The organism is Nisaea denitrificans DSM 18348 (genome assembly GCF_000426505.1).
GTDB lineage: Bacteria > Pseudomonadota > Alphaproteobacteria > Thalassobaculales > Thalassobaculaceae > Nisaea > Nisaea denitrificans.
This window is the reverse complement of record NZ_AUFM01000011.1, coordinates 1190132-1213148: the sequence shown is the minus strand read 5'-3', so window position 1 is coordinate 1213148 and position 23017 is coordinate 1190132. Positions and strand designations below refer to the sequence as shown.

The 23017-nt window shown below is 60.4% G+C and carries 19 protein-coding genes; 11 read left to right on the top strand and 8 right to left on the bottom strand.

The genetic code is table 11. From position 1 onward, the window contains the following. Positions 1–42: 42 nt before the first annotated feature. Both K328_RS0106635 and K328_RS26275 read right to left on the bottom strand, forming a co-directional pair. On the bottom strand, positions 43–1137 hold the full coding sequence (locus K328_RS0106635) for a BMP family ABC transporter substrate-binding protein (RefSeq protein WP_051284600.1): 1095 nt from the start codon (positions 1135–1137) through the stop codon (positions 43–45). Positions 1138–1535: 398 nt separating this feature from the next. Continuing rightward, positions 1536–1742, bottom strand: a complete 207-nt coding sequence (locus K328_RS26275; protein WP_028465304.1) for a cold-shock protein — start codon at positions 1740–1742, stop codon at positions 1536–1538. A gap of 653 nt (positions 1743–2395) precedes the next feature. Here K328_RS26275 and K328_RS0106620 point away from each other — a divergent pair. From K328_RS0106620 to K328_RS0106595, 6 genes are all read left to right on the top strand, one after another. After that, positions 2396–3094, top strand: a complete 699-nt coding sequence (locus tag K328_RS0106620) for a Crp/Fnr family transcriptional regulator (protein ID WP_028465303.1) — start codon at positions 2396–2398, stop codon at positions 3092–3094. A 110-nt stretch (positions 3095–3204) separates the two neighbouring features. Continuing rightward, a complete protein-coding gene (locus K328_RS0106615; RefSeq protein ID WP_028465302.1) occupies positions 3205–5874 on the top strand; it encodes a bifunctional acetate--CoA ligase family protein/GNAT family N-acetyltransferase in 2670 nt (889 codons plus the stop codon). An 81-nt stretch (positions 5875–5955) separates the two neighbouring features. Further along, positions 5956–6723 carry a LamB/YcsF family protein gene (locus tag K328_RS0106610; RefSeq protein WP_028465301.1) on the top strand — a complete coding sequence of 256 codons (768 nt, stop codon included), beginning with the start codon at positions 5956–5958 and terminating at the stop codon, positions 6721–6723. A 111-nt stretch (positions 6724–6834) separates the two neighbouring features. Beyond that, complete coding sequence (locus tag K328_RS0106605; RefSeq protein ID WP_028465300.1) at positions 6835–7713, top strand: alpha/beta fold hydrolase; 879 nt, start codon at positions 6835–6837, stop codon at positions 7711–7713. A gap of 49 nt (positions 7714–7762) precedes the next feature. Continuing rightward, positions 7763–8230: an L-2-amino-thiazoline-4-carboxylic acid hydrolase gene (locus K328_RS0106600; RefSeq protein ID WP_028465299.1), complete on the top strand. Its 468-nt coding sequence runs from the start codon at positions 7763–7765 to the stop codon at positions 8228–8230. Between the two features lie 56 nt (positions 8231–8286). Continuing rightward, positions 8287–8964 (top strand): arylsulfatase, encoded by a 678-nt coding sequence (locus tag K328_RS0106595; RefSeq protein WP_028465298.1) that lies wholly within the window; start codon positions 8287–8289, stop codon positions 8962–8964. 87 nt (positions 8965–9051) lie between these two features. Here K328_RS0106595 and K328_RS26270 read toward each other — a convergent pair whose 3' ends face one another. The 4 genes from K328_RS26270 to ruvX all read right to left on the bottom strand — a co-directional run bounded on the left by K328_RS26270 (position 9052) and on the right by ruvX (position 14054). After that, on the bottom strand, positions 9052–10767 hold the full coding sequence (locus K328_RS26270; RefSeq protein ID WP_084608128.1) for an AIPR family protein: 1716 nt from the start codon (positions 10765–10767) through the stop codon (positions 9052–9054). Between the two features lie 331 nt (positions 10768–11098). Further along, positions 11099–12322 (bottom strand): LeuA family protein, encoded by a 1224-nt coding sequence (locus K328_RS0106580; protein WP_036553204.1) that lies wholly within the window; start codon positions 12320–12322, stop codon positions 11099–11101. A 265-nt stretch (positions 12323–12587) separates the two neighbouring features. Beyond that, the gene (locus K328_RS0106575) at positions 12588–13544 is read right to left on the bottom strand and encodes a glycosyltransferase family 9 protein (protein WP_028465295.1); all 957 of its coding nucleotides are present in this window, start codon (positions 13542–13544) and stop codon (positions 12588–12590) included. A 48-nt stretch (positions 13545–13592) separates the two neighbouring features. After that, positions 13593–14054, bottom strand: coding sequence for a Holliday junction resolvase RuvX (gene ruvX / locus K328_RS0106570; protein WP_051284599.1), 462 nt, complete (start codon positions 14052–14054; stop codon positions 13593–13595). A 92-nt stretch (positions 14055–14146) separates the two neighbouring features. On the opposite strand from ruvX, the gene gatC reads away from it, so the two are divergent. From gatC to K328_RS0106550, 4 genes are all read left to right on the top strand, one after another. Then, positions 14147–14434 (top strand): Asp-tRNA(Asn)/Glu-tRNA(Gln) amidotransferase subunit GatC, encoded by a 288-nt coding sequence (gene gatC / locus K328_RS0106565; protein WP_028465293.1) that lies wholly within the window; start codon positions 14147–14149, stop codon positions 14432–14434. Next, positions 14434–15918 (top strand): Asp-tRNA(Asn)/Glu-tRNA(Gln) amidotransferase subunit GatA, encoded by a 1485-nt coding sequence (gene gatA, locus K328_RS0106560; RefSeq protein ID WP_028465292.1) that lies wholly within the window; start codon positions 14434–14436, stop codon positions 15916–15918. The genes gatC and gatA overlap by 1 nt, the downstream gene beginning before the upstream one ends. Before the next feature lies 1 nt (position 15919). Beyond that, on the top strand, positions 15920–17386 hold the full coding sequence (gene gatB, locus K328_RS0106555; RefSeq protein WP_028465291.1) for an Asp-tRNA(Asn)/Glu-tRNA(Gln) amidotransferase subunit GatB: 1467 nt from the start codon (positions 15920–15922) through the stop codon (positions 17384–17386). Between the two features lie 157 nt (positions 17387–17543). Then, on the top strand, positions 17544–18014 hold the full coding sequence (locus K328_RS0106550; protein ID WP_028465290.1) for a GlcG/HbpS family heme-binding protein: 471 nt from the start codon (positions 17544–17546) through the stop codon (positions 18012–18014). A 72-nt stretch (positions 18015–18086) separates the two neighbouring features. On the opposite strand, the gene K328_RS0106545 is transcribed toward K328_RS0106550, so the two are convergent. After that, complete coding sequence (locus K328_RS0106545; RefSeq protein ID WP_028465289.1) at positions 18087–18986, bottom strand: LysR family transcriptional regulator; 900 nt, start codon at positions 18984–18986, stop codon at positions 18087–18089. A gap of 418 nt (positions 18987–19404) precedes the next feature. Here K328_RS0106545 and K328_RS0106540 point away from each other — a divergent pair, with 418 nt between their 5' ends. Further along, complete coding sequence (locus K328_RS0106540; protein WP_028465288.1) at positions 19405–20550, top strand: trans-sulfuration enzyme family protein; 1146 nt, start codon at positions 19405–19407, stop codon at positions 20548–20550. Positions 20551–20595: 45 nt separating this feature from the next. On the opposite strand, the gene K328_RS0106535 is transcribed toward K328_RS0106540, so the two are convergent. After that, a complete protein-coding gene (locus tag K328_RS0106535) occupies positions 20596–22956 on the bottom strand; it encodes a xanthine dehydrogenase family protein molybdopterin-binding subunit (RefSeq protein ID WP_028465287.1) in 2361 nt (786 codons plus the stop codon). Between the last annotated feature and the right edge of the window lie 61 nt (positions 22957–23017).

Sequence of the window (23017 nt, the reverse complement as noted above, 5' to 3'; positions counted from 1 at the left end):
GCCGGGTACGGGCGGGGCCGTTTCGTTGTTTCGCTGGTTGAATTAGTTCGGGATCTTGCCCTGAACGCCTTCGACATACCAGTTCATGCCGAGCAGGGCACCATCATCGAGCTTTTCGCCCTTCTTGACCTTGATAGCGCCGCTCTGATCCTTGATCGGCCCGTCAAAAGCATGGATGGAGCCGTCGGTGAGGCCGGCGATCGCTTCGTTTGCGAGTTTTTTTGCGTCTTCCGGAACGGCAGCGCCGAAGGGAGCCATCTCGACCATCCCGGACTTCAGGCCACCCCAGGTGTCCGTGGACGCCCAGGTGCCGTCCAGAACCGCCTTGGCACGGGCCACATAGTAGCTGTCCCAATTATCGATGATTGCGGAAAGCTGTGCCTTTGGTGCGAACTTGGTCATGTCGGAGGCCTGGCCGAAGCCATGTACGCCGCGGGATTCGGCAACCTGAAGCGGGGCCGGGGAGTCGGTGTGCTGCAGGATGATGTCCGCGCCCTGATCGATCAGGGCCTTGGCTGCATCGCCTTCCTTGCCGGGGTCGTACCAGGAATTCACCCACACGACCTTCACTTCGGCGTTCGGATTGACCGAGCGTAGAGCCAGCGTAAAGGCGTTTATGCCCCGGATCACTTCAGGAATCGGGAAGGAGCCGACATAGCCGATCACGTTCGACTTGGTCATCTTGCCGGCGATCAGGCCGGCGACATAGCGGCCTTCATAGAAGCGCGCGGCATAGGTGGAGACGTTCTCGGCGCGCTTGTAGCCGGTCGCGTGCTCGAACTTCACATCCGGAAACTTCTTGGCGACCTTCAGGGTCGGATTCATGAAGCCGAAGGAAGTGGTGAAGATCAGCTTGTTGCCGTCGCTGGCAAGCTGGCGGATGACGCGTTCGGCGTCGGGGCCTTCCTGCACGTTCTCGACGAAGGTTGTCTTGGTCTTGCCGGCAAGCTGTGCCTCGATGGCCTTGCGGCCGATATCGTGGCGATAGGTCCAGCCATGGTCGCCGACCGGGCCGACATAAACGAAGCCGACCTTGAGTTCGTCCGCATTGGCGCTGGAGGGCACGACGCCCGCAGCCAGCACCGTCGCCGCCAAACCTGCGCCGCCGAGGAGGGCGCGCACGATGTCTCTAATCATTGAGATCTCCTGAATTTGTGAAGCCTTGAGGCGATGCCAGCCTACTGTTTGCCGGTCTTCTCGCGCCTAGAGGGTGATCCTCCCGTATTATTTTCCGAACCTCCGGAACATCGGTGATTTACCGGTCGCGGGTTTTGTTCGGTCCGGACGATCGCGAATATGACAATTTGGCTGCGGTCTGTGAAGCGCCAACACGTGCCGGTGAGCGTGAATCTGCCAGATACACGCGAGAGGCCGAGACGTCAGCGGATGCCGGGGGCAAACTGGAGGAAGAAAGCCGGAGCGCGAAAGCCGGAACAGGCGGCGCACGTAAAAGGGGCCGGCTATATCTGGATACAGCCGGGTCGAGTGTTTTTATTCATTCAGGCACCGCTGAAGGACAGGCGGTGCGCGCTGTTCTAATCCGCGACCGACAAATCGACGGCCTTGGGGCCGCGAGCGTCTTCCTGAACTTCAAAATTCAGCCTCTGGCCTTCGGAGATGGTTGTCAGTCCGGAATTCTGAACGGCGGAAACATGTACGAAGACATCGCGTGATCCATCTTCGGGTGTGATGAACCCGTAGCCTTTGTCAGTCTTGAAAAACTTCACTGTACCCGTTGGCATGACTGGATACCTCTCCTCTTCACAAACTCCAAAAAAACCACTTACTCAGTCACTTACTCTTAGACACGCTTTAGGAGAGACGCTCGGCACTGACCAGCAGAAGGCACCCCATTTGTAAAGCCGTCCACAGACAGAACTGAGATAGGGTGGGCGCGTCGGCGCGGCAAGTGAACTTGTGATTAAAAGTAGAATTTTGCGGGAGGCTCTTAACTGGGTGCAGCCTCTCTGGGACGGACGGATTTGCGGTCGAAAAAAAAAAGACCGCGCCGGAACGATGAGGGAGGCGGGGTGTTCCCTGACCGATCATTTATGGCGCGGCTCTGAAGATGACTCTCAGGGTAAAACACTCTTTCCAGTCGGAAGGGGGAGCACCACCAAGGCGGGGGAATCGCTGTTGCGGTGGCTGCCCGGATCCCTTCCTTCTGCTAATAGAAAGATAGGGATGTTTTCGTCCGGTCGGTGTGGGATTCCGCACTGAGGCGACGGCTCGAGGTCAAAACACTCCGGCGGAGCGGGCAAGAGCGGGTTTCGACGAGCGGTTGTGAGCGGGCCTGCCCTGTTGCTAGATAAGGTGCTTGGGTTTACGGGCGGTGCCGGTCCGGACGATTGATGATAGGGTCGGCAACCAAAGCGGGGAGATGCCAGTGTCGACTATGAATCGCAGCCTGGGGGCATGTCATTTGCTGCGGTGCTTGCCGGAAGCGAAAATCGCCGATCTCGACAAGAGGTGCCGCTGGCGGAACTTTGAAGCGGACCAGGTGATCATCAATCTCGATGATGAATCGACCGACGTTTACTTCATCAGCTGGGGCGATGTTCGGGTGACCGTTTTTTCCGAAACCGGAAAGACCGTTATCATTCACGATCTCAAGACAGGAGACCATTTCGGCGAATTTGCCGCAATCGACGGCGGACGGCGCTCCGCCAGCATCGTTGCGCTGAGCAGGACGACCGTTGCCTGCATGCCGGCCGAGCTGTTCCGGGAGCTGCTTGCAGAAGTTCCGGAAATGGCGCAGATCGTCATGAAGCGCATGGTTGGCTCGATCCGGACGCTGGTGGAACGTGTGGTCGAGTTCAGCACGCTTGGCGTGCGCAACCGCATCCATGCGGAATTGCTGCGTCTGGCGCGGGCCGGGCGCATCGTTGATGGGACCGGGCGCATTTCGCCGCCGCCGACCCATGCCGAGATCGCCGCCCGGATCAGCACGCATCGTGAAGCGGTGACCCGGGAGCTGAAAGCTCTTGAGCGGAGTGACTTGCTGGAGAGGACGCGTGGCGCTTATGTCGTGAAGGATATCGCCGAACTCGCGCGAATGGTCGATGACGCGCGCGCCGGTCGGGAAACGAGCTGATGCCTGCTGTAAATTGTGCGCTGCGACAAATTAGCTTCGGAGTGCATTAGAACTGACACATTTCGGCGGCATAGTTATTATATTGCGCTGCAACATAATGAGGCCGTTCCATGTCGATCAGGAATCTGGATAAACTTTTTCAGCCGAGTTCGGTCGCCATTATCGGGGCGAGTAACCGCGAGCAGTCGGTCGGCAAAGTGTTGTCCCGGAACCTTCTGGGCGGAGCATTCAACGGTCCGGTCCTGCCGGTCAATCCGCATGAGGCCTCTATCGGCTCCACGCTTTGTTACAAGAGCGTAACGGATCTTCCGATCGTTCCTGATCTCGCGGTTATCTGTACTCCGGCCGCGTCGGTGCCTTCTGTGCTGGAGGACCTGGCGGCAAAGGGAACAAAGGCCGCTGTCGTCGTCACTGCCGGTTTCGGTGAGGCGGATGGCCACGGCGCCGATCTGGCCGCCGAGATCGAACGCATCAAGTCGCAATATCCGCTGCGTGTCGTCGGGCCGAACTGCGTCGGCATCATGGTGCCGCCCATCGGGCTCAATGCCTCTTTCCTGCATATTGCGCCGCCTGCCGGCAATCTTGCGTTCGTCACGCAGAGCGGCGCTGTCGCGTCCGCCGTGGTTGACCATGCAGCGCACCACAATATCGGCTTCTCCCATGTCGTTTCGCTCGGCAACATGACCGATGTCGATTTCGGCGACATGCTGGATTACCTGGTCGCGGACCCGAACACCAAGGCGATCCTGCTCTATATCGAGTCGATTAGCAGTCCCCGGAAATTCATGTCGGCTGCGCGGGCGGCGGCCCGGAACAAACCGGTCATCGCCATCAAGTCGGGTCGTAACAAGGAGGCGGCGAAGGCGGCTGCCTCCCATACCGGCGCGCTTACGGGCTCTGATGCTGTTTTCAACGCCGCCTTCCGCCGGGCCGGCATCCTCCGCGTGTATGACCTGCTTGAGCTGTTCGACGCGGTGAACACGCTGGGCACCGGCCTGAAGGCAGCGAACGACCGTCTGGCGATTGTCACCAATGGCGGCGGTCTTGGGGTGCTGGCAACCGAATCCCTGATCGAGCTGGGCGGCCGTCTGGCGGAGCTCAGCCCGGAAACGATTGCGGCGCTGGATGGCAAGCTGCCGTCCACCTGGTCGCGGGGAAATCCTGTCGACATCATCGGCGATGCGCCGCCGGAGCGCTATGAAGCCGCGCTTGAAGAGGTGATGAAGGACCCGAATGTCGATGCGGTTCTGGTGCTGAACTGCCCGACCGCGATTGCTGACAGTATCAAGGCGGCGGAGGTTGTGCAGCGTGTCGTTGCCGGGAAGCCGCGCGTGCCGATTCTGACGAACTGGGTGGGTGAAGGGGCGCAGGAAAAGGCGAAGAAGGCTTTTTACCGGGCGTCGGTGCCGTCCTACGATACGCCGAACCAGGCGGTGACCGGCTTCATGCACATGGTGCGGTACAAGCGCCGCCGGGACATGCTGATGCAAACGCCGCCCTCCTTGCCGGAAGGGTTCCGTCCCGAGACCGAGCGGGCGCGGAAGGTCGTCCAGAAGGCGCTTGATGACGGCCGGGAGTGGCTGACCGAGCCGGAAGCGAAAGACGTGCTGGACGCCTATGGCATTCCGGTCGTGGAAACCGTGATAGCCAAGACGCCGGACGAGGCGGGGCTCGCCGCTGTCGAGCTTGGCAACCACGTCGTGCTGAAAATTCTCAGCCACGATATCACGCACAAGAGCGATGTCGGCGGTGTGCGTCTCGATCTGACCGGCCGTCAGCAGGTTGTGGCGGCGGCGGAAGAAATGCTCCGGACCGTGGCGCGTGTGAAGCCGGAAGCCCGGATCGACGGCTTCGCGGTCCAGCGTATGGCGGCGATGCCGCATGCGGAAGAGCTGATCATTGGCATCACCACGGACCGTGTGTTCGGGCCGGTCATTTTGTTCGGCAAGGGCGGGGTCGAGGTCGAGGTCGCGGATGACAGTGCGGTTGCCTTGCCGCCGCTCGATATCCCGTTGGCGCGCGACATGGTGCAGCGGACCCGGGTCTGGTCGCTTCTGCAGGGCTACCGGAACCGTCCGGCGGCGGCCATTGAGGAGCTGACGGCGGCGCTGGTCAAACTCTCGCAGATCGCCATGGATTTCCCGGAGATCCGGGAGCTCGACGTCAACCCGCTCTACATCAACGATTTCGGCATTCTTGCCCTGGATGCCAGGGTCCGGGTGCAGGAGGCGTCCAAGGCGATCCCGGTTGCCATCCAGCCCTATCCGAAACATCTGGAGCGGCATATCAGCCTCGATAACGGACGGTCCCTGACGGTTCGTCCGATCCGCCCGGAAGACGAGCCGGCATTGCTGGAGCTGATCCAGAAATCATCCCAGGACGATCTGCGACGGCGGTTTTTCGCACCGGTCAAGACTTTGCCGCACGAAACGGCGGCCCGTCTTACCCAGATCGACTATGACCGGGAAATGGCGCTGATTGCCGAAAGTCACGGTGAAATCCTCGGCGTTGCCCGCCTGACGGCCGATCCGCATTTCGAGACCTGCGAGTTCGCCGCCCTGGTCCGGACCGACCAGCAGGGGCAGGGGCTTGGCCGCCGCCTGATGGGCGATCTCATCCGGCACGCCCATTCGCGCGGCCTGCAAAAGATGTTCGGCTACGTGATGTCGGAGAACAAGGCGATGCTCGCGCTCTGCCGAGATCTCGGTTTCGTTGAAACTCCGTCCCCGGACGATGTCAGCACGCGGCTGGTCACGCTTGATATCAAACAGGGCGACTGATCGAAATCTTCGTCAGTCGGGCTTCAATCGAGGTTTCAGACGCGGTATGCCCATATGGTGGGGTAACCGGAGCCTGAAAACATGCGCGTCGATCTCAATTCCGATCTCGGGGAAAGCTGGGGAGCCTACGAGCTGGGCGCCGATGCCGACATGCTCTCGATCGTCTCCAGCGCTAACGTCGCCTGCGGCTTTCATGCGGGCGATCCGAATGTGATGCGGGAGACCGTGATCCGGGCGCGGGACGGCGGTGTCGGGATCGGGGCGCATCCGGGCTATCTCGATCTCTGGGGTTTCGGACGCCGCAAGATCGCCGGCGACAGCCTGGCCGATCTGGAGAAACAGACCGCCTACCAGATCGGTGCCCTGATGGGGCTTGCCGCTCTGGAAGGGGTGAAGGTGACCCATGTGAAGACCCATGGCGCGCTTGGCAATCTGGTGGCGGAAGATGAAAGCGTGGCCGGTGCCATTGCCCGAGCGACGAAGTCCGTCGACCCGGACCTGATCCTGGTGGTCATGCCGGGCATGGCGACGGAACGGGCGGGCGAGGCTGCCGGTCTGCGCCTGGCGCGTGAGATCTTCGCTGACCGGGCCTATCAGGATAACGGCAATCTGGTGCCGCGCAGCGAGCCCGGCGCCGTGATCCATGACGCCGAAGCGGCCGCCGCATCCGTCCTGGCCATGCTGGAGGAAGGCGCTGTCATCACCAGGAGCGGCAAGCGCATCAAGGGCCGGATCGACACGATCTGCGTGCATGGCGACAATCCGGCGGGCGTGCAGATGGCACGGGCACTCCGGACCTCTCTGGAGGCGGCGGGGATAGAGATCGCGCCGTTCCATCACTTCCTCTGACACCGCGACCCGCGCCGCTGCAGGAACAGTTCATTCGCAATCCGGCCCCTTGGGCGCCGCCCGCCGATCCTGCATAGTCACAGCCAACCAATAAGGAACGGGGAGGCTGGAATGGGCTATGTGAAAACGGATGACGGCGTGTCGCTCTATTGCGAGACGATCGGTGAGGGGACGCCTGTCGTCTTCGTGCATGAATTCGCCGGCGATCACAGGAGCTGGGAGCCGCAGGTCCGGGCGCTGTCCCGCTACTACACCTGCATCACCTACGGCGCCCGCGGCTATCCGCCGTCGGACGTGCCGGAAGACCCGGCGCACTATTCGCAAGCCCGGGCGCGGGACGATATCAGGGCGGTGCTGGATGCCATGGATATCGAGGCGGCGCATATCGTCGGCCTCTCCATGGGCGGTTTCGCCACCCTGCATTTCGGCCTCGCCTATCCGGAGCGAGCCCTGTCGCTGGTTGTCGCGGGCTGCGGCTATGGCGCCGACCCCGACCGGCGGGACGATTTCAAGAAACAGTCGAACCTGCTCGCGGACAAGATCGAGGGCGAGGGCATGGACAAGGTCGCGCCCGTCTACGCGCTGGAGCCGGCCCGTGTTCAACTCCAGAACAAGGACCCGCGCGGCTGGGCGGAATTCGCGGCCCAGCTCGGCGAGCATTCCTCGAAAGGCTCCGCCAACACCCTGCGCGGCGTGCAGGCCAACCGGCCGTCGCTCTGGGAGCTGCGGGAGCAGATGGCGGCGCTGACCGTGCCGACTTTGATCGTGAACGGGGACGAGGACGAAAGCTGCCTTGAGCCGGGCCTGCTGATGAAGCGCACCATCCCGTCCGCCGGGCACGCCATGTTCCCGAATACGGGCCACACCCTCAATATCGAGGAGCCGGCCCTGTTCAACCGCACCATTCTCGACTTCTTCCACGAGGTCGAGGCCGGCCGCTGGGGCCTGCGCGACCCGCGCTCGCTGAAGGGCGGCACGCTTGGTCGTTGAAGAATTAGGCCGCTAAAGAGCCGGGCCGCTAACACACCGGAGACACGCCATGACCGACCTTCCCATCATCGAGCTTCGCCGCATCGAGGCGAACGTGATCAAGCCGCTCTACGAGGAGATGGTGGCGGAGGTCGGCGCGGCGGCGGCGCAGAAGATCATCGGCAACGCCATCCGCAAGGCCGCCATCGCCCAGGCCCGCACCTTCGCCGAACGCGACGGCCCGGACCGCGACATGCGCAGCTTCCAGGATCTCTACAGCCTCTGGACCCATGGCGGGGCGCTGGAGACGGAGGAGCTGGAGCGGACGGAAGACACATTCCACTTCAACGTCACCCGCTGCCGCTATGCCGAGATGTACCGGGAAATGGGCCTCGGCGAAATCGGCCACCTCTTGTCCTGCAACCGGGACGGCAGCTTCTGCGAGGGCTATTCCGACAAGATCACAATGGAACGCGGCCAGACCATCATGAGTGGTGCCAGCCACTGTGATTTTCGGTATCGGTATGAGGGGGAGTGAAACCGGCTGAACCCGGTCTTGTGTCCCCGTAAGCGCTGAATTTCAGGAACTCAGAAATGTCCGATCCAGTCCGTCTTTCCCTGATCCACGCAACACCGCTCGCCATAGCCCCGGTAGAGGCGGCGTTCCGGGAGGCATGGCCGGAGGCTGAAATTCTCTCCCTGCTGGACGAGGGCCTGTCGGTCGACCGTGCGAAAGAGGCTGCGCTGACGCCGGACCTGGCGGCGCGGATCATTGCGCTCGCGCGCTATGCCGAGGGAACGGGGCCGGCGGGCATTCTCTACACCTGTTCGGCCTTTGGTGAAGCAATCGAAGAGGCCGCGCGCACATCGCCGCTGCCGGTCCTGAAACCGAACGAAGCCATGTTCGAGGAGGCCTTCGGCCACGGCACCCGTGTTGCGATGATCTACACCTTCCCGGCGGCGGTCGAGGGTATGGCAGAGGAATTCCGCGAAGAGGCGGCGCGGCGGAAGTCGGATGCATGCCTGACGACGGTGTTCGCCGAGGGGGCGCGGGAGGCACTGAACGATGGCGACGCCGAAACCCACAACCGCCTCATCGCCGAGGCGGTCGCCCGCACGAAAGACGCGGATGTCTTCCTGCTGGCCCATTTCTCCATGTCCCCAGCTGCCCCGGACTGCCGAGTCGTGACCGAACGGCCGGTTCTGACCGCTCCCGAAGCGGCGGTGCGGAAAATGAAGGCGTTGATTGAGGCGTGGGAGCGGGCTGGGTGACGGGCTTTTTCGTGGAATGAGGCCGGGTGAGGGGATGAGAGACTTGGGCTTTTTGGAGCGTGAATTACGTTGTGTCCCTTTAATTCGTCAAGTGGCTGCGACTATCGTCGAGAAATCCCGGCATTTTTCTTGCTGGTTTGTCGCAACCATCATTGCGTCGAGCTGCAATTTCACTTGTGCCAAGTAATTGTCTTGGCTGCTGAGGTTTTTAAAAAATGTATCAGGGTCAACAATAGATGTTAGTAGAGGGAGTATGGATTCGACAACTGGCAACCATCTTGTTGATAGATCAGTAAGTACAGTTCCTTTTATTGCGTTTGGCTTAAAGCTAACTGTAATAGGATCGCAGTATTTTCCAACTATGACCTCTAAGCTGCCGGATATCGTGGCGATCAAAAAGGATTTAAAGTTTAAATTCCGCAGTAAATTTAGTTGAGATTTCTCAATGGATATTAATGTTTCTGTCGTGGATTTTTCTTTTAATTCTAATCTTTTATTATCAATCGCACGGGCGAGAGAGTAAACAAAAATAATGTGTCGCGCTTTTTTGTTCTCAAAAGCATCTCCATAAAGATGCTTTTGTAGGAATAATTGATTCTTTCCGCGAACAGCGTCTCTCGGTCGACCATGAAATGCTAATAGAGGTTGGAGTACCTGCTCGATTCCTATTTGATCGCCTTGATTATTAAAGCCACGTTTTCTGTTGTACGCATACCCAAGTTCCTGAAATTCATCTGATAATCTCTTTTGATCCGGGTCATTGCTGAATCGATCCCATGTGGTGATTATATTTTGCGTGTTATTGAATCGGACTATTTTGTCAATTGTTAGTTGATCCGAGCATTCAATTACGCGACATAAAATATTAACATTGTCTAGTTGTATTTTCTTTGTATCTATCGATCCGATGCTGCCAGATGTTTGGGCGCCATTTATTATAGATATGCCTTTTAGTATTCTTTTTCCGTTGCTATTCTTTCCGATGGATAGTGTTAATATTGTGATGCCATTATTGTACGCCCAAAAATTACCTGGCTCTTTTTCTGCTGTTTCGCGAATTCCATGGTTTACTCGTCGCCGACCATCTGAACCAAGAAAGCCGCGATAATTTGCGCTGTATAGTTTATCTCCGTATTTTTCATATAGTTGGTGAAGCCAATTCCCAGCTACTGTGGCTACACCGGCGGACCAGTTGTCACCGTTCTGATGGATTCCGATTTCCCCAGGAAATTCAATTGAATCAGTTACTTCTATGTGGGAATCTTGTGCAGTAAATAGATGCTCTATTTTTGTTTTTCCGAGTTCTTGTGATCTTATTGTGATGGAATCATTTGATAAGGTGGACCGCAAGTGGCTCTCTACTGTTTGAAGTTCGCGGGTGACATTTATAGATTCCGGTAGATTGTGAACATAAAGCAAATCAATATGCTCTATGTCTCCGTTTTTTATGGATTCCCTAAAATCGGAAATTATGCCGCGAAGTTTTTCTGGGACGTAGTCAGTGTCTCCCGATATCAGCCAGGCACAGGCGGTATTCAGGTCGGACGCTTTATTGCTTGGAGCTTCGTCATTTGTGTTTTTGGCCATATACCCTTGAGAAAATACCAAACTTTTTGAATTTCTATCGTGATATATAAAATCTATTTTCTTGTCGTTGGATCCTTCAGTGAGCCCGATGCTGGCAAGTTGATCGACGTCAGGCTCTTCAATATAGAGAGCGATTGCTAAGCAAAGGTATGCTTCATTATAGCCAATTTTCTCGATCAAGGCTTGGCGTGTTTTTAGCGCATCTAAAAAACTCATTGGATATGACTCTCTTTTTTAGAATTTAGCTTCTAGGTATCAACTAGCCAGCGATATTAGCGCCGAACAAGGATGTGAATCTACACCGTCCGACCGCGATATTCGCCGATTGTATTTTTGTGAAGTGGACGTAACGTTATGGTTTTTCTCAATCTGGAATTAAGGGGACACGCTACTTAGTTGTCTCCAACCTCCGTGCTTGCTCCCAACCAGCATCATCGACACCTCCCACCCGAACAGACGCTCCGTATTTCGGTACGAGATCTGCCGCGCCATCTCCTCGTGCAGCCGAGCAACCTCGGTCGCCGTCTGCTTTGTCAAGTCTCGCACCTCAGCTCTCTGCGTCGGCTGCACCTTCCTGCTCTGCGATGACCAGAAACTCGCCATCCTCCAGCGGCCGGTGCCTTGAGGTGCCGGCGCGCTGGCTGCGGGTGAGGATGCGGCCGACCTGCTCGGGTGTCGCCTTGAGGCCGTATTCCGCCAGTTTCTGAACGACGGCGCCGGAATCGCTCCATTTGCCGATGACGAGCTCCGCGGTCCGGCCGACGACTTCCGGCTCGAACGGGAAGGCGAAGCGGCGTTCGTCCGCCGCGGTGAATTCGGTGATGGCGCGCCATTGCTCGTACCGGAAGGCGCCTTTGCCGACGATCGGTTTGTAATAGTCGATCGGCAGGCCGCTGATGCTCTCGACGAGCTGGCACACCTCCGGCAGCCGGTCGAGCTGCAGGCCCGTCTCGGCGCCGTAGATCATTTTGAGCGCTGCCGCGACGGACTCCATGGCGGCGTTTCCGGCGCGATATCCGATCCCGTTGATCGAGACCTGCAGCACATCGGCGCCGCCCTCGTATCCGCCGAGCACGTTGGCGACGGCCAGGCCGAAATCGTTGTGGCAATGCACTTCGACCTTCAGGCCGGTGTGTTCCTTCAGATGGCTGACCAGGAAGCGGATTGCAGCGGGCCGGGCGATGCCCTGGCTGTCGACCACGGTGACGTAACTGGCGCCTTCCGCCTCCGCGGCCTTGGCGGCGCGCGTGATGTGGTCGAGGTCGGCACGGGTGGTTTCCGGCATGAACAGGTTCACGACACAACCCGCCGCGCGGGCCGCTCGAACCTCCTCGATCATCTTTGCGAACTGCGCCTCGCGGTCGGTCTTGAAGACGTGGCGCTGCATCTCGTCGCCGATATGATACCAGACCATGACATGCCGCACGCCGAGCTCGAGCGCTTTCTCGACCCGTCCCGGCTGCCAGGTGACCCAGAAATCCATGCCGAGATCCCGGCGCATGATCTCGCGAATGACTTCCTGCCAGCCCGGCACCGTCAGGAAAATCTCGGTGCGCTTGATGCCGAGGCGGGCCAGAGCCTCGGCGATCTTCACCTTGTCCGCCGTGGTGAAGGCGAGATCGGCGGATTCCTCGCCATCGCGGAGTGTCAGGTCGTGCAGTTCGATCGGGCGGGGCGGTACGGCGATCGCGGGATCGAAATTATGCCGGCTGGTGGCCCAGCGGGGGCCGTTCCAGGGTTCGCTCTCCGTATTATCTCGCGTCTTCGACATGGACATCCCTCCTTTTACCCTCAGGTCTTCCTGGCCTGTTTAGGCAGCATTTGCGGCACACAATTAATCCTGATCGAAATCGGGAAGATATGCACGCAGAGCGCCCCAGAAAATTCAGGGCTGTACCCGAAGAAGTCCATAAGTTTTTGAGAGGGATGGTGGGCGCACGCGGACGCGAGCCTTGGAAAATAAAGGGGCATGACAGTTAAGTCATGCTGTCAGGTTTGCGCATACGTCGATGCGGGCTTCCGGAAGGGCTGGTGCCTTACCGTGCCGCCAGCAGGCCGCGCGCTTCCAGTTCCTCCACTTGCGCCGCTACATCCTCGACTGTAATCCCGTCCATCAGGTGCGTCACCGATGCAGGATCGCTGCGCAACCGGGCCATCAGGGTATCGGCGCTGTCCGGGGTGCGGACGACGAAGCCGTTTTCGCCCCAGGGCCGGTAATGCTGGTCCTTGGTCGGGCCGAACAGGCCGATGGTCGGGATGCCGGAGGCGGCCGCGAGATGCATCATGGCGGAGTCGTTGGCCACCATCAGGCGGCACTTCTTCAGGACCTCGCAGGTCGACAGGATATCCAGCCCGAAGGCGTCGATCACTCGGCCTCCACTCTGATTCTCCAGCAGCGTCGCTCCGGCTTCCCGCTCGTCCGCGCCGCCGACGAGCACGATCTCGGTTTCCGGACCGAAGGCTTGCATTTGCCGGATGCGCTCCGCCAGCGCCGCGAACCGGTCGGCCGGCCATGTCTTGCCGGCCCAGTTGGCGCCGACGGCGAGGGCGATCGGGTTCTTCGCTCCCGCAAGCAACTTCTCCGCCGTCTCCCGGTGTTCCGGCGCGGTCCAGATCTTCGGGGCCAGTGACGGCAAGCCGAACATCGAGGCGTTCAGCTCCACCCGGTGGCGCCCGGTTCGGTCTTTCGGGACGCTGTAGCGCTTTCCGGCCAGCAGCAGCCACGGCATGGCGGAGCGGCGCAGGTCGACGACGACGCGCCACTTCCGCGGCGCCATGGCCCGCCAGAGCTTCCACCAGTGGCCATGATTGGGCTGCTTTTTGATGATGTGCAGCGCCTCCAGGTTCGGCACTTCGCCGAACACCTTCGACGCCGGCCCGCCGCAGGCGATGGTGATGCCGTCCTCTGGGTACTGTTCATGCAGCCAGGCGAGAATCCCGGTCGAGAGAATCGCGTCGCCGATCCGAGTGGAGGTAATGAACAATATCGACATCGGGTCTCTCTGGTTTTGTCTTGTCGCGGTATTCGGGGGCAGGCCGGTTCAGTCCGGCATCGTATCCAGCGCGGCCTGCAGGATGTAGGCGGCGGCGAGCTGGTCAACCCGGGCCGCGCGTTTCTTCCGTGTCATGTCCGCGTCGATCATTGCCCGCTCGACGGCCATGGTGCTCATCCGCTCGTCGAAGAAGGCGACCGGCAGGTCGATGCGCAGGATCAGCTCGCGGGCGAAGTCCCGGGTCGACTGGCAGCGCGGACCCTCGGTGCCGTCCATATTCAGCGGCAGACCGATCAGGAAGGCGCCGACATTCTTTTCCTCGACGATCCGGGCCAGCTCTTCCGCATCCTTGGTGAATTTCCGGCGCTGGATGGTTGTGATCGGGGAGGCGACGCGGAGGAACGCGTCGGAGATGGCGATGCCTATGGTCTTGGATCCGAGGTCCAGCCCCAGAATACGGGTGAACTTGGCCATCATTCCTGGCAGGTCGGCGGGGTTGCAGAATGTCATGTCCGGGTGATACCTTCGCCACCGTTTTGCGGCTCTGTGCTTGGTGTATGGGGCTGCCGCGAATTTCCGAATATTACGGAGAGCCTTATCCGATGTCGCTTGACAAAGCCACTGTCGCGAAAATCGCGCATCTCGCGCGTATCAAGACCGACGACGCACAGCTGGATGCCATGGTCGGTGATCTGAACACTATTCTCGGCTTCGTAGAGCAATTGAGCGAAGTGAATACGGACAATGTCGAGCCGCTGGCGAGCGTCACAGGGCACGGCCTGCCGCTGCGCGCCGACGTGGTGACCGACGGCGCCTATCCCGAGCGGGTTCTGGCCAACGCGCCAGACCGGGCGCATGGCTATTACGCTGTTCCGAAGGTGGTCGAATAATGAGCGATCTTCTCTCTCTCAGCCTGACCGGCGCGCGCGACGCGCTGAAGGCGAAAAAGACATCCTCGACCGAGCTGACGGACGCCTATATCGGCGCCATGGAAGCGGGCAAGAGCCTGAATGCCTTTATCACCGAGACGCCGGACAAGGCGCGGGCGATGGCCAAGGCGTCCGACGAAAAGCTCGCCAAGGGTGAAGGCGGGGCCATGGAAGGCCTGCCCATCGGCATCAAGGATCTGTTCTGTACCCAGGGCGTGCTGACCACGGCGGCCTCGCACATCCTCGACGGCTTCAAGCCGGAATACGAATCGACGGTGAGCCAGAATCTCTGGAATGCCGGCGCCGTGATGCTCGGCAAGCTCAATCTTGATGAATTCGCCATGGGCTCCTCGAACGAGACCAGCCATTACGGCCCGGTCGAGAACCCGTGGCGCCGTTCAGGCGGCGATAACGCGAAGCTGGTTCCGGGCGGCTCCTCCGGCGGGTCCGCTGCGGCTGTGGCGGGGCGACTTGCAATTGCCGCGACTGGAACCGATACCGGCGGCTCGATCCGTCAGCCAGCCAGCCTGTGCGGCATCGTCGGCATCAAACCGACCTACGGGCGTTGCTCGCGCTGGGGCGTTGTGGCCTTTGCCTCCTCGCTCGACCAGGCCGGCCCGCTGACCCGGACCGTTTCCGACGCAGCCCTGATGCTGGGCGCCATGGCCGGGCACGATCCGAAGGATTCGACTTCTGCTGACCTTGCCGTTCCGGATTTCGAGGCGGCACTGACCGGTGACGTTCGCGGCATGAAGATCGGCATTCCGAAGGAATACCGGGTCGACGGCATGCCGGCGGAGATTGATGCGCTCTGGCAGAAGGGTGCGGCGATGCTGAAGGATGCGGGGGCTGAGATCGTCGATATCTCCCTGCCGCACACGAAATACGCGCTGCCGACCTACTACATCATCGCGCCGGCGGAAGCCTCGTCCAACCTGGCCCGCTATGACGGCGTGCGCTACGGCCTCCGGGTCGATGGCGACAGCCTGAACGAGATGTACGAGAACACCCGCGCCGAAGGCTTCGGCGACGAGGTGAAGCGCCGCATCCTGATCGGCACCTACGTGCTGTCGGCGGGCTATTACGATGCCTATTACCTGAAGGCGCAGAAGGTCCGGGCGCTGATCCAGAAGGATTTCAACGACGCCTACCAGTCCGTCGATGCGATCCTGACGCCGACCGCGCCGTCCGCGGCCTTTGCCATCGGCGAGAATGAGGACGATCCGATCAAGATGTATCTGAACGACGTCTTCACCGTGCCGGCCAGCCTGGCCGGTCTGCCGGGCATTTCAGTGCCGGTCGGGCTCTCCGGAGAGGGCCTGCCGCTTGGCCTGCAGGTGCTGGGCAAGGCGTTCGACGAGGAAACCGTCCTCAAGGTCGGTGGCGTTCTGGAACAGGCGGCGGGCTTCGATGCCCTGCCGGGCTTCCTTGCGGGAGGGAAGTGAGATGACTGCGGAAAAATCCAACCTCGTCACGGGTAACACCGGAGACTGGGAAATCGTCCTCGGTCTCGAGGTGCATGCCCAGGTCACATCCAACTCCAAGCTGTTCTCCGGCGCGGCGACCACCTTCGGCTCCGAGCCGAACAGCCAGGTGTCGCTGGTCGACAGCGCCATGCCGGGCATGCTGCCCGTGATCAACGAGGAATGCGTCCGCCAGGCCGTGCGCACCGGCCTCGGGCTGAATGCCGCGATCAACCGCTTCAGCGTGTTCGACCGGAAGAACTATTTCTACGCGGATCTGCCGCAGGGCTACCAGATCAGCCAGTTCAAGCAGCCGATCGTGGGAGAGGGCGTAATCACCGTCGATCTGCCGGGCGGGCGGTCCAAGTCCATCGGAATCGAACGGCTGCACCTGGAACAGGATGCCGGCAAGTCGATCCACGACCAGAGCCCGACCAAGAGCTATATCGACCTGAACCGCTCCGGCGTGGCGTTGATGGAAATTGTCTCCCGTCCGGACATGCGTTCAGCAGAAGAGGCAGCGGCCTATGTGAAGAAGCTGCGCTCCATTCTGCGCTATCTCGGCACCTGCGACGGCAACATGCAGGAAGGCTCGATGCGCGCCGACGTGAACGTCTCCGTCCGAAAGCCGGGCGATGAGCTCGGCACCCGCTGCGAGATCAAGAACATGAACTCGATCCGCTTCATGCAGCAGGCCATCGAGTACGAAGCACGTCGTCAGATCGAGATCATCGAGGACGGCGGTACCATCGATCAGGAAACCCGCCTGTTTGACGCTAACAAAGGCGAGACCCGCTCCATGCGGTCGAAGGAAGAGGCGCACGATTACCGCTACTTCCCGGATCCCGATCTGCTGCCGCTGATTTTCAGCGAGGAGTTTGTCGAGGCGGAGAAAGCCAAGCTGCCGGAATTGCCGGACGCCAAGAAGGCGCGCTTCATCGCGGACTTCGGGCTCAGCCCGTATGACGCCGCTATCCTGGTGGAAGAGCAGGAGACGGCGGCCTTCTATGAGAAGGTGGCGGACGGACGCGACCCGAAGCTGGCCGCAAACTGGATGATCACCGAGCTGTTCGGCAACCTCAACAAGGCGGGCAAGGATCTCTCGGACTCGCCAGTCGACGAGGCGAAGCTGGGCGGGCTGATCGACCTGATCACCGACAACACGATCTCCGGCCGTATCGCCAAGGACGTCTTCGCGGAGATGTTCGAAAGTGGCAAGGACGCGCCGACAATCGTCGAGGAGAAGGGGCTGCGTCAGGTCACGGATACCGGCGCGATCGAAGAGTTGATCGACAGTGTGATGGCGTCTCAGGCCGAGAAGGTTGCTGAATATCGCTCCGGCAAGGACAAGCTGTTCGGCTTCTTCGTCGGTCAGGTGATGAAGCAGAGCCAGGGCAAGGCCAACCCGGCCATGGTCAACGAATTGTTGAAGAAGAAACTCGCCGGCTGATTCCGGATATCGAACTTAATAAAAAAGGCGGTCGGTGCTCCCGGCCGCCTTTTCTGTTTCCGCGATGCGGATGCTGGCTTCGTATCGTGGGGGTGCGGGACGGTGATATAAGCAGTGCAGCATTTACACCGATGAGATTGATTTAGGGGGACTAACTATGGCTGGGAACTTCCCGCTCCACGTCGCACTGCCGCTCGCCAAGGCGGAAATTATCGCCGACGAGGCTCTGAGCGTCGCAACCGCTGAAAAGATGCTGCCGATGACGGTTGTCGTGCTCGATGCAGGCGGCCAGGTAGTGTGCCTGAAGCGCCAGGACGGCTCCGGCATCGGCCGTGTCGAGATCGCCACGGCGAAAGCCTGGGGTGGCCTCGGTTTCGGTGAGTCTTCCCGCAATCTCGGCGCCCGCCTGAAGGAACGCCTCGGATTCCAGGTTGCGGCTGCCAGTGCCTTCGACGGTCAGTTCGCGGCCGTCCCAGGCGGCGCGCTCATCCTCGAAAACGGTGCGGTGATCGGTGCCGTCGGCGTCAGCGGAGATCTCTCCGAAAAAGACGAATTCTGTGCGTGCAAGGGTATCCAGAAAGCTGGTTACGCCAGCGAGCCCGCCGAGCTGGACGAGAGCTGGCGCTAGGTTCCGCCACACTTCACCTGATTACCCGTCATCCCGTCGAAAGACGGGATGACGGTCTTTACGATGTTGCCTTTACAGCCAGTAAGGCGTCGGGTTGTAGAGATCGACCAAGAAGTCGACGAACGCCCGGACCTTCGGTGAGAGATGCCGGCCGCTGGGATAGACGGCGTAGATCGGCACGTCCTCGCGGACATACTCTTCCAACAGCGTCACCAGTTTGCCACTCTTCACATGCTCACCGGCCATGAAGGCTGCCAGCATGGCGAGGCCGCCGCCCGCAAGCACGGTCTGCAGCACCGAGTCGCCGTTGTTCATGGCGAGGGTGCCCTTGGCGCGCAGGATCTTCTGCTGGTTGTCGATCATGAAGTGCCAGTCGTTGATCGGGTTACCCGGCGCATAGGTGATCAACGAATGATCGCTCAGCTGGTCCGGTGTTGCCGGCTGGCCCCATTTCTTCAGGTAATCCGGGCTGGCCACCAGCATGCGGTGGTTCACCGCAAGCTTGCGGGCAATCAGGCTGGAATCCTTCAGTTGCGCGATCCGGATGGCGAGATCGATCCCCTCATCGACGAGATCCACCACGCGATCGTTCACGAGCAATTGCACCTCGACTTCCGGATAGCGATCAAGAAATTCCGGTAGGTGAGGGGCGACATGCCGATGCGCGAAGGTCGTCGGTGCGGTGAGCTTCAGCAGACCACGCGGCGCGGAGTGTGCCTGCGAGACCGCGATCTCCGCTTCGTCCACATCGGCCAGGATGCGCTTGCAGCGTTCGTAGTAGGCGGACCCTACCTCGGTCAGGCTGACCCGCCGCGTTGTCCGGTTCAGCAGGCGTACGCCCAGTCGATCCTCAAGTCCGGAGAGCTGTTTGCTCACGACGGACGGTGAGACATTGAGGGTTCGGGATGCTCCGGCGAGACTATCATTCTCGACTACGGAGCAAAAAACCTTCATCGCCGTCAAAGTATCCATTTCAGCGTGTTCCCCTGAGCGGTACGGAATTATTCATTCGTTATAGGAACTAATACGGTGCTTTAAAAGAGAATTATCAGTTTGACCGCCCGGATCGTATCCTGAAAATGACAGTGCTCGTCTATCGACCTGTTCAGTTGCCCCGCCGGGCAGACAGTACGAACCGTGGCAGTGCCCCTCATCGCCGCGTATCGGAGACCCACCCGATAATTGGTGTCCTTCCTGACTCTAATGGACACCCGGACAGTCTGACCGGCTTTTTATGAGGCTGCAGAGATTTCCGGACAATGGAAATCACTGCAGCCTTATTTGTCTCGCGACAATCCGGGCAATTCCCACTTTTCCCGCCTCGTGATAGAGGCATGTGCGACTCGGCAGTTGTCGGGTTCAAAGATCCAACTCTACGCCGGAGCCGGCAATGCGCAATAACGACCTGAAGCCCGAAACCCTCTCGGCACAGGCCCTGGGACATGTCGATGAGACAACGGGCGCGGTAACACCGCCGATCCATCTCTCGACAACCTTCGAACGGGACGCGGATAACAGCTATCCCAAGGGGTTCGTCTATACCCGCGGCGGGAACCCGACTTACGACGTCGCCGAAGACCTGCTGGCACGGCTGGAAAACGGCGCGGGCGCGCTGATTTTCTCGGCCGGCATGTCTGCGGCGGTCGCGCCTTTCATGACCCTGCGTCCGGGCGATCATGTGCTGGCGCCGACGGTGATGTACTGGGCCCTGCGCAACTGGTTGCTGGACTTCTGCGCGCAGTGGCAGATCGAAATCGACTTCTTCGATGTGAACAACCCGGAAAGCGCCGCGGGTCTGGTGCAGCCGGGCAAGACCAAGCTGGTCTGGATCGAAACTCCGGCCAACCCTCTATGGGACTGCCTCGACATTGCCTGGTTTGCACAGCTCGCCCACGGCGCCGGCGCAAAGCTCTGCGTTGATTCGACGGCGGCAAGCCCGGTTCTGTCCCGCCCGATCGAGCATGGCGCGGATCTGGTCATGCACTCGGCGACGAAATATCTGAACGGGCACAGTGACGTGCTTGGCGGCGCCCTGATCGCGGCCAAGGCGGATCAGTGGTGGGACGATATCCGCCGGGTACGGACCGATCACGGCATGGTCATGGGACCGTTCGAGGCCTGGCTGCTGCTGCGCGGTATGCGCACGCTGCATCTCCGGGTGCGCAAGGCGTCGGACAATGCCATGGCGATTGCGGAGCATTTCCACAATCACCCGAAAGTGGCCTCCGTGCTCTATCCGGGGCTGCCGACCCACGCCACACACGATGTGGCGGCGAAACAGATGGAAGACGGCTTCGGCGGCATGCTGTCGCTCAGGATCGAGGGCGGAGAGAAGGCCGCGATCAAGACGGCGGCCAATCTCGAGCTGATCCACCGTGCAACCTCGCTCGGTGGCGTTGAGAGCCTGGTTGAGCATCGTGCGTCGATCGAAGGCAAGGGCACGCCGGTTCCGGCCGACCTGCTGCGCTTCTCGATCGGGATCGAGGATGTCGGGGACCTTATTCAGGACCTTGAGCAGGCGCTCGCATCGATCTAAAAAGCGCCTGACTCTCCGGTTTTATTTCCGGCAAAGGCCGCCTTTTCAGGCGGCCTTTGCGCTTTGGATTGCTGCCCAGACTTTCTCCGGCGTTGCCGGCATGTCGATATGCTTCACGCCCAGCGGCGCCAGTGCATCCATCAGCGCGTTCATGATCGAGGGCAGGGAGCCGGCACAGCCGGCCTCGCCACAGCCCTTGGCACCGAGCGGGTTCGTCGTCGCCGGAACCGCGTGGGTGGCGAAGGTGAAGCTCGGCACGTCGCTGGCGCGGGGCACGGCGTAATCCATATAGCTGCCGGTTTGTAGCTGGCCTTCCGAATCATAGACGGCATTTTCCATAAGCGCCTGGCCGAGGCCCTGCACGATACCGCCATGGGCCTGGCCTTCGACCAGCAGCGGGTTCACCACGATGCCGAAATCGTTGACCATGTTGTAGCGGTCGATCTCGACCACGCCGGTATCCGGATCGACTTCCAGCTCGCAGACATGACAGCCGTTCGGGAAGGCCGACGGGGCGGCGTCGAAGATGTGCTTCACGCTGAGATCGCGGGGCAGATCTTCCGGCAGATCCAATCCGCCCCGGAGCTGCTCCGCCAGTTCGGTGACGGTGACCGTCCGGTCCGTTCCGGCAACCTGGAAAGCACCGCCCTCGAAAACGATATCCTCGACCGCCGTCTCGAACACGTGGGCGGCGATCTTTTTGCCTTTGTCGATAACGATGTCGCTGGCTTCAAGGATGGCGGCACCACTGGCCATGATGGATTTCGAGCCGCCGGTTCCGCCGCCTGCGATCAGCTCCGCGCTGTCGCCCTGGATAAGCCGGATACGCTCGAACGGCACACCGAGTTTTTGGTGCAGCACCTGGGCGAAAGGCGTCCAGTGGCCCTGGCCGTAATCCAGCGTGCCGGTGATGATGGTGACGTCGCCGTTCTCTTCGAACCGGATGCCGCCCATCTCTTCCTGCACCGGCGCGGTGACTTCGAGATAGCAGCCGACACCGCGTCCACGCAGCTTGCCGCGTTTCTCACTCTCCGCCTTGCGGGCGGCGAAACCGTCCCAGTCAGACGCTTCGACGGCTTTCTGCATGATGGTCGGGAAATCGCCGCTATCGTAATTCATGCCATTTGCGGCGGCATAGGGGATTTCGCTCGGCAGGATCTGGTTGCGGCGGCGCAACTCGATGGCGTCGATGCCCATTTCCCGCGCGGCCGTCTCGATCAACCGCTCCATATAGTAGTTCGCTTCCGGCCGCCCGGCGCCGCGATAGGCGGTAACCGGTGTGGTGTTGGTGAAGACCGCCTTGGAGGCGACTTCGATCAGCGGCAGCCGATAGACGCTGTTGGCATTCTTCAGCGTGTTCATGGTTGGCATCATCGGGGAGACCGCGGTCAGAAAGGCGCCGACATTGCCGTATCCGGTGATTCTGAGTGCGGTGAACTTTCCGTCCGCATCCAGCGCCAGTTCCGCCGTCATGTCATGGTCACGTCCATGACAGTCGGAAAGGAAGCTGCCGGACCGGTCGTCGGTCCACTTTACGGGCCGCCCCAGCACCTTCGCTGCATGCAGCACGCAGATATATTCGGGATAGGCGCCGGCCTTCATACCGAACGAGCCGCCGACATTACCGGTGACGACATGCATCTTTTCCGGCTCGATATTGAACACCTGCTTGGCCAGAGTGTTCATCATGCCGAAGACACCCTGGCAGCCGACATTCAAGGTATAGCCTTCGCTGGCAGCATCGAATGAGCCGACTGCCGAGCGCGGCTCCATCGCGCTGACAACAATTCGGTTGTTGCGGATGTTCAACCGGGTCTGGTGCGATGCCTCCCTGAAGGCGGTATCGACCTTCTTCGTGTCGCCATACTGGAAGTCGATGGCCGTGTTGCCGGAGACGCTGTCATAGAGCTGTGGTGCGCCAGCCTCAGCGGCCGCGCGGGCGTCAGTGACGGCGGGCAGGGGATCGATGTCCAGTTCCACCAGCTCGGCCGCGTCACGGGCCTGTGTGGCGGTCTCAGCGATCACGATGGCGACCGGGTCACCGACATAGCGCACCTTGTCCGTCGCCAGTGCCGGGCGTGGCACGTAGTTGATCGGGCTGCCGTCCCGGCCTTTCAGCGGAAGTCCGCATTTCATCGTGCTGAGGCCGGCGGCATCAAGATCCGCGCCGGTCAGGATTGCGATAACGCCGGGTGCCGCGCTCGCCTCCGCGGTGTCAATTCCGTTGAGGGTGCCGTGCGCATAGGGGCTGCGGACCATCACGCCATAGGCCTGGCCGTCCAGATTCACATCGTCTGTGTAATTGCCCTCGCCGCGCAGCAGCTTCGGGTCCTCGGAGCGGGTTACCGGCTGGCCGATCCCGTACTTCATCATGCCGAGCTGATTGTCTTCGACGACAGAATCCATTGTTCTTTCCCTGTAAGGCCGTTCGCGGACGCGACGGATTGTATGCAAATATCGTAATGGC